At 52.9% G+C, this 6603-nt stretch carries 6 protein-coding genes and 3 tRNA genes; 5 read left to right on the top strand and 4 right to left on the bottom strand.

From position 1 onward, the window contains the following. Nucleotides 1-32: 32 nt before the first annotated feature. From QZL66_RS00305 to QZL66_RS00315, 3 genes are all read right to left on the bottom strand, one after another. Complete coding sequence (locus QZL66_RS00305) at nt 33-1007, bottom strand: AEC family transporter (protein ID WP_022409777.1); 975 nt, start codon at nt 1005-1007, stop codon at nt 33-35. A gap of 10 nt (nt 1008-1017) precedes the next feature. Further along, nucleotides 1018-2205 carry a serine hydrolase domain-containing protein gene (locus QZL66_RS00310; RefSeq protein ID WP_022409778.1) on the bottom strand — a complete coding sequence of 396 codons (1188 nt, stop codon included), beginning with the start codon at nt 2203-2205 and terminating at the stop codon, nt 1018-1020. Between the two features lie 65 nt (nt 2206-2270). Next, nucleotides 2271-2346 (bottom strand) — tRNA-Lys (locus QZL66_RS00315). Between the two features lie 300 nt (nt 2347-2646). On the opposite strand from QZL66_RS00315, the gene QZL66_RS00320 reads away from it, so the two are divergent. Beyond that, nucleotides 2647-2892: an AbrB/MazE/SpoVT family DNA-binding domain-containing protein gene (locus tag QZL66_RS00320; protein WP_226944380.1), complete on the top strand. Its 246-nt coding sequence runs from the start codon at nt 2647-2649 to the stop codon at nt 2890-2892. Nucleotides 2893-3166: 274 nt separating this feature from the next. Then, nucleotides 3167-3243 (top strand) — tRNA-Arg (locus QZL66_RS00325). A 178-nt stretch (nt 3244-3421) separates the two neighbouring features. Here QZL66_RS00325 and QZL66_RS00330 read toward each other — a convergent pair. Further along, a tRNA-Leu gene (locus QZL66_RS00330) sits at nt 3422-3508 on the bottom strand. 71 nt (nt 3509-3579) lie between these two features. Here QZL66_RS00330 and QZL66_RS00335 point away from each other — a divergent pair. From QZL66_RS00335 to QZL66_RS00345, 3 genes are all read left to right on the top strand, one after another. Further along, complete coding sequence (locus tag QZL66_RS00335) at nt 3580-4563, top strand: DnaD domain protein (protein ID WP_022409780.1); 984 nt, start codon at nt 3580-3582, stop codon at nt 4561-4563. 25 nt (nt 4564-4588) lie between these two features. Further along, nucleotides 4589-5584 carry an ATP-binding protein gene (locus tag QZL66_RS00340; protein ID WP_022409781.1) on the top strand — a complete coding sequence of 332 codons (996 nt, stop codon included), beginning with the start codon at nt 4589-4591 and terminating at the stop codon, nt 5582-5584. Nucleotides 5585-5807: 223 nt separating this feature from the next. Then, nucleotides 5808-6440 carry a DUF4190 domain-containing protein gene (locus QZL66_RS00345; protein WP_022409782.1) on the top strand — a complete coding sequence of 211 codons (633 nt, stop codon included), beginning with the start codon at nt 5808-5810 and terminating at the stop codon, nt 6438-6440. Nucleotides 6441-6603 lie beyond the last annotated feature (163 nt).

The following is a 6603-nucleotide window of genomic DNA, read 5'->3' on the forward strand; positions in this document are numbered from 1 at the left end:
AGACGTAGATAGACGCCTATGAACACGAGCTCTTATATCAGCTGCATACTCTTCAGCACGAACAGCCACATGGTCAGCGTCAGCGCACTGAGCAGCGTGGTCAGCATCACGGCGCAGGCGGTAATCGTTCCGTCGTGTCCCATGTTCTTCGCCATGACAAAACAGCTTCCCGTCACGGCGCTGCCCAGCATTACAAGAATCGCCACCAGCTTTTCCTCCCGAAATCCCAGCAGCACTGCAACCGGCAGGAAAATCGCACAAAACGCCAGCAGCTTCATCACAGAGATTCCCACCGTCACCGGCAGTTTTCCCTTGGCACTGCGCACATGAAATGATGCCCCCAGCGCAATGAGCGAGAGCGGTGTCGCCATGTTGCCCAGATAAGAAACAGATTTTGCCAGAATCACCGGCTGGGGAATCTTCAGCACCGACCAGAGCAGCCCCACCACAATGCCCAGAATGATGGGGTTGGTCAGCACATTTTTCACAGTGCGCACTGCCAGCTGCTTCCGGCTCACGCTCCCGCTCTCCTGCACCGTCGCTGTGAGTGAGAGCACGATCACCGCTGCTACATTATAAAGCGGTACCGTTCCCACGATCATCAGTGCTGCCATGGTCGCCTCACCATAGATGTTCTTGACAAAGGCGATGCCCAGAATCGCCGCACTGCTGCGGTATGCCGCCTGAATGATCTCGCCCCGCTCTGCATGGTCTTTATGCAGTAGCGAGAAGAGAAAGGCAATGCCGATGCTGCACGCCGTGGCAAAGAAGCAGAAGAGCACGAACCTAGTGTCCCATACTTTCTGGAAATCCGCCGTGGACAAGTCCATAAACAGCAGCGCCGGAAGCAGCGCCCGAAACACAAACTGATTGACCTTCTGCGTGGTGTGCTCGTCCAGAAGTCCCGCCTTCTGCATGCACCAGCCGAACACCATCATGAGGAAGACCGGCACAGTGGCATTCAGGCTGAAAATTAGATTACTCGTCACATCCTGCACCAAAACCACCCGTCTTTCCTCAGGAGAGCACGCCAAACACTGCCGTGCGCAGCCGCCGTACAATGTCGCTGTTGCTGCCGTTGCACGCCTGAATCAGATAGATCAGCACAGTGCCGTCCGACGGAGAAACGCAGAAATACGGCCCCGTCCAGCCATCCCAGCCGAACTCCCCTGCCGGCACATTGCTGCGGCAGGCAATGGGATTCTCCAGCACACGCATGAGGTTGCCGTAAGAATAACCCGTGAGCTGCGGCCAGTCGATGTTCGCTTTTTGTGCCGCCGTCATCTGCGGCGTCGTCAGATACCGCCAGGTATGTTCGCCCATGAGGTGTGCCCCGCTCGCCTTGTGCACACCCTTTCCCGCCAGCATGTTGGCAAACTGCGCATAGTCATGCAGCGTGGAAACCAGTCCGGCACCGCCGGAAAAAAACGCCGGCTTTTTGCGATAGTCGGTCATGCCCATATGAGGATCCGGCTCCACCGCAAGCGCCTGCTTCTCATCATTCCACAGATAGAGCTGCGCCAGACGGGAGCGGTTTTCCGCAGGAATCCAGAAGTCTGTTTCAGTCATGCCCAGCGGCGCAAAGATCAGTTCTCGATACAGCTCGTCCAGCGGTTTGTCTGCGGCACGCTCCAGCACAGCACCCAGAATATCGGCGGAAGCGCCATAATACCACTTCTCTCCCGGCTGGAACAGCAGCGGAACTTCTGCGCCGACCCGTGCAGCGAACTCCTGCGTATCCACCGGATGGTCGGTGTCCAGTCGGCGGCTGATCTCGTCATAGAACCGGCTCATCTGCTGCAGGGACTCGCTGCCCCACCCCGGATACGGAATGCCGGAGGTCATGTTCAGCAGGTGCTGGATGGTGATTTCCTCCTGCGCCGGCACCAGTGTGCCGTCCTGTTCCACCAGCTTGTCCCGAAACGACGGGATATACCAGTGCACCGGATCCCGCAGCTCCAGAACGCCCTGTTCCCACAGCATCATGGTCGCCACAGCCGTCACCGGTTTGGTCATGGAAAAGATCCGGAACAGTGCATCCGTCTGCATAGCACGCCCGCTCTCCCTGTCCGCCAGTCCGTATGCCTCGCAGAGCAGCTCCTCCTGATTCTGATAAACGCCAACGCAGGCACCTGCGATCTGTCCCTGCGCAATGCCACGCTCCACAATCGTCGAAACACGGCGAGATAATTCCTCTTGATTCACAAGCAACGTCCTCCCAAGCAATCAAATAACAAAAAATCCGTATCAACCACGTGATACGGATCTCTTGGTGAGACATGAGGGATTTGAACCCTCGACCCTACGCTTAAAAGGCGTATGCTCTACCGACTGAGCTAATGTCTCATATTATCATATTGCCGCAGAATTACAAGCAACGTAGATTATTATACCATATCCCTGCCGGAATGTCAAGCATTTTTTTCAAAAACCAACCTTTTTAGCTATTAGTTATATTTATATTGTGATAAGCAAAACTAATATTGCGAAAAATTCATAAAACATAGATTGACAAAAAACGCCAAATACCATATAATAGAAGCCAGCAAGACGGAGCGCTTCAAAAAAATGCGCATTCCCTTGCAAATTTAAAAATATCCAATCGTTCTTTCAGAAAGAAGCGACTGGGAAGGAAGTGTTTTTACCATGAAGGATTCAGGAATTATGCGTCGGGTAGACAGTCTGGGACGCTTTGTCCTGCCGAAGGAACTGCGCCGTCAGCTCCAGATCGACTGTAACGACTATTTGCAGATCTACACCGAGGGTGAGAAGATCATCATTCAGAAGGCACAGTGCTGCTGTGCGCTTTGCTCCAGAACCGACGATCTGATCGACTTCAATGACAAGAAGATCTGCAAGTCCTGCATCACGCTGATCAAAGATTACCTTTGATTTCCATCATTCACAAGATGGCTGCCGGAAAACAAACGAAACAATCAGCACTCCGAAGTACTTCGAAGTGCTTTTTTCGTTTTCGAAGCACTGTTTCAATTTTCTTTTTCACTGCATTTTTTGAAATTAGCAAATGAAAATAAAGTAAAATAAAAAAAAACTTTATTTTATTCGAAATCAGCAAAATTCAAGAAAAAATAATTGACAACCGAAGAAAGCTGTGGTATAATAAATAACGTTGTGAGACACAACACAGCAAACCACAAAATCAAATGTGCCCATAGCTCAGCTGGATAGAGTGACTGGCTACGAACCAGTAGGTCGGGGGTTCGAATCCCTCTGGGCACGCCAAGTATTTCTTTGATCGGAAATGCGGATCAATCCCCGTGTTACAACTTATGTAGCATGGGTTTTTTTCTACCCATTTTTTCGGAAGCCGTGGAAAAAATCCCGTGCCGTCTGCATAGGATAAACACAAAAAAGACCGCAGCCGGAAAATTACTTCCAGCCACGGTCTTTCCAAAAAGATTGGTGCCGACAGTGGGACTTGAACCCACACACAGTTGCCTGCAACAGATTTTGAGTCTGTCTCGTCTGCCAATTCCGACATGTCGGCGACAACATCATGTATTATACCACAACCCGACGGATTTGTCAAGTGTTTTTTTGCAAAAGGAGGAAATTTTTTTGGAACTCACCATATGCATGAACGGATTCGGGCAGATGTTCGGTGTCCCGAACGCTGTCGTAGACCAATACCTCAAGCTTGCGACTCCCTCACAGCTAAAAGTGCTGCTGTATCTGCTCCGGAACAGCGGCAGGCAGGTGGACACCGCAGAGCTTGCACAGGCGCTGACGATCTCCGGGGAGCTTGCGGAGGAGGCAGTGCTGTTCTGGCAGCAGACAGAGTTGTTTGCCCCCACGCAGGAGTCGCACACCAAGGAAAAAGCGGAGTCCAAGTCCCACGCACGCCGCACCAACCAGATCGTTCCCCTCTCCAGCGCCAGAAATGTGGAGCTGAGTCCGGTGGAGATCGCCACCGCACTGAAAGACTCGGACGACCTCAGAACGCTGTTCCACATTGCGGAGCAGCAGCTGGGCAGACCGCTGCGCTACGTGGAGCAGAAATCGCTGGTGTGGATGCACGACTATAACAACATCGGCAATGAGATCATTTTGACAGTGCTGACCTATTGTAAAGACAAGCTCGACAAGCCCAGCGTCTCCTATGCTGAGACCGTCGCCACCGCCTGGTGGAACGACGGCATCCAGACGCTTCCTCAGGTTTCGGAGGTCATCAAAGAGGCGGAGCATCGCCGCACCTTCACCGGCCATATCCAAAAGACTTTCGAGATGCGCCGTATGCCAACCCCCAAGCAGCAGGAGTTCATTGACGCATGGCAGGAGCAGAATATTCCCATAGAGCTGATTACATACGCCTATGAGAAAAATATCGAGAACATCGAGAAACTCTCCTTCCCCTACATCAATGGTGTGCTGACAAGATGGATGGAGGCGGGATACCGCACCCGTGAGGACGTGGATAAGTACGACCGTCCGGCAGATGCCGGCGATCCGAAGTCCCCCCGCAGCGGCAAGGGAAAAGCCGCCGCTTCCGAGAGCGGCAATGCACAGGCATACATGTCCCTCGTTTGCAATCCGGACGAATGAGTGTTTTTCAAGGAGTTGAATAAAAATGAGTATGAAAGAAGAACAGATCCAGCGTGCTCTGCAAATCATCTCACAGCGGCGCATCACCGCAAAACAGCAGAACGAGGAGCGCATGCAGGAGATCGAAACACGCATCCCTGCAATCTCAGAGATCAATATGCAGCTTGCCCGCACCAGCATGGAAGTCATGCGGATCATCCGTGACGGCGGTGACACCCGTCCCAAAATTGAGGCGCTGCAAAAGCAGAACCTACAGGCGCACCAGATGGTGCAAAAGCTTCTGACGCAGAACGGTTATCCGGCGGACTATCTGGAGATCCATTACACCTGCGAAAAGTGTCAGGACACCGGCTATTGCCGCACCAAGTTCTGCACCTGTCTGACTTCCCTCGCCGCCAAACTCGCTACAGAGGAGCTGAACCGCAGCGCACAGTTTGAGCTGTCCAGCTTCTCCACGTTCTCCCTGAAATACTACAGCAACCAGCGCACTGCCGCCGGCGGAAGCTGCTACGCCGCCATGGAACGGGTATTCCTGTTCTGTCAGGAGTATGCCAACCAGTTTACCTCGGAATCCCCCAGCATCCTCATGTTCGGCAAGACAGGGCTTGGCAAGACGCACCTCTCCCTTGCCATCGCCAACGTCGTCCTGCAAAAAGGCTACAGCGTCCTGTATGACTCCGCCATCAATTTCCTGCGGCAGGTGGAGAAGGAGCACTTCGGCAGAGGCGACGGAAATACCGACACGCTGGACCTGCTCCTGTCCTGCGACCTGCTCATCATAGACGATCTGGGGACAGAATTCCACACCCAGTTCTACCAGTCCATGGTGTACAACATCATCAACACCCGTATGAACCGGAAAAAGCCCACCATCATCAGCACCAATCTGGACTACGACGGCATCTCCCGCCAGTACGACGAGCGTGTCGCCTCCCGCCTGTTCACCAATTATACCTTCTGGCAGTTCGTCGGCACAGATGTGCGCCTGTTGAAAAAGCAGGAGGAACAGCAGAAGGGATGAGCTGCACACATATGACATCCCGCCTGTTTTCTCTGCGAATGCACTGTTGAAAACGTTCCGCCGGAACATTTTCAAAAATATGCTGATTTAGTTATATAAACCGCAAATAAGCCCCCCCTGAAAGGGGAGGCTATCATAAGCATGTGTTGAAAAAGTTTGACAAATGCCAGAAAATATGCTATAGTAATGAAAGAAATGACAACGTGAAAGGAGAACATCATCTATGATCACCTGCGAAACCTGCGGCGAGCTTCTGCCGGACGGCACCCAATTCTGTTCCAGATGCGGTGCGCACGTCGGCAATCCAGCGCCCACGGAACCCATTGAGGTTCCTATGGACACGCCCTATCCGGAAACGCCGCCTGCACCGGACACCAATCCCTACGTGCAAAGCAACGATACCGCATACAATCAGCAGCAAGCCTACCAGCAACAAACCTACCAGCAGCCAGCTTATCAGCAGCCCGCACCGCCTCCGCAGCCGCCCTATCAGGATCCGTATGCGCAGAATGCCGGACAGCAAGCCTATGGACAGCAGTCCTATTATCCGCAGCCGCAGCCAAACAAAACAGACGGCAAGGCAGTGGTTTCTCTGATTCTGGGCATTCTCTCCATCTCCACCTCCTGTTCCTATGGTTTTGGTCTGATCTTCGGCATTCCCGGCTTGATCCTTGCCATGCTCTCCCGCAAAAGCACACAGCAGCAGCCTTACGGCACGCCCAATTCCGGCAACAGCGCCGGTCTTGCGACTGCCGGCATGATCTGTTCCATCATCGGAACGGTTCTCTCTGCCATTATGCTGATCATTTTGATCATCCTCTTCGCTTTGGGAATGGCTTCTGAAGTCCTGGAATAAGCACGCATAATTTCCCCCAAACAGCACATACCTCCTCTGTAATCAGTTGCAGAGGAGGTATTTTTTTGGAACACATGCGAAATCGTCTGGCGGTGCTCCGGCTTCTGCTGGTGCTCTGTTTTTGCGGAGCTGCGGCATGGCTGGCGTGGCTGGCACAGCGCAG

This window comes from Ruminococcus sp. CAG:330 (assembly GCF_000437175.1).
GTDB lineage: Bacteria > Bacillota > Clostridia > Oscillospirales > Ruminococcaceae > Ruminococcus_C.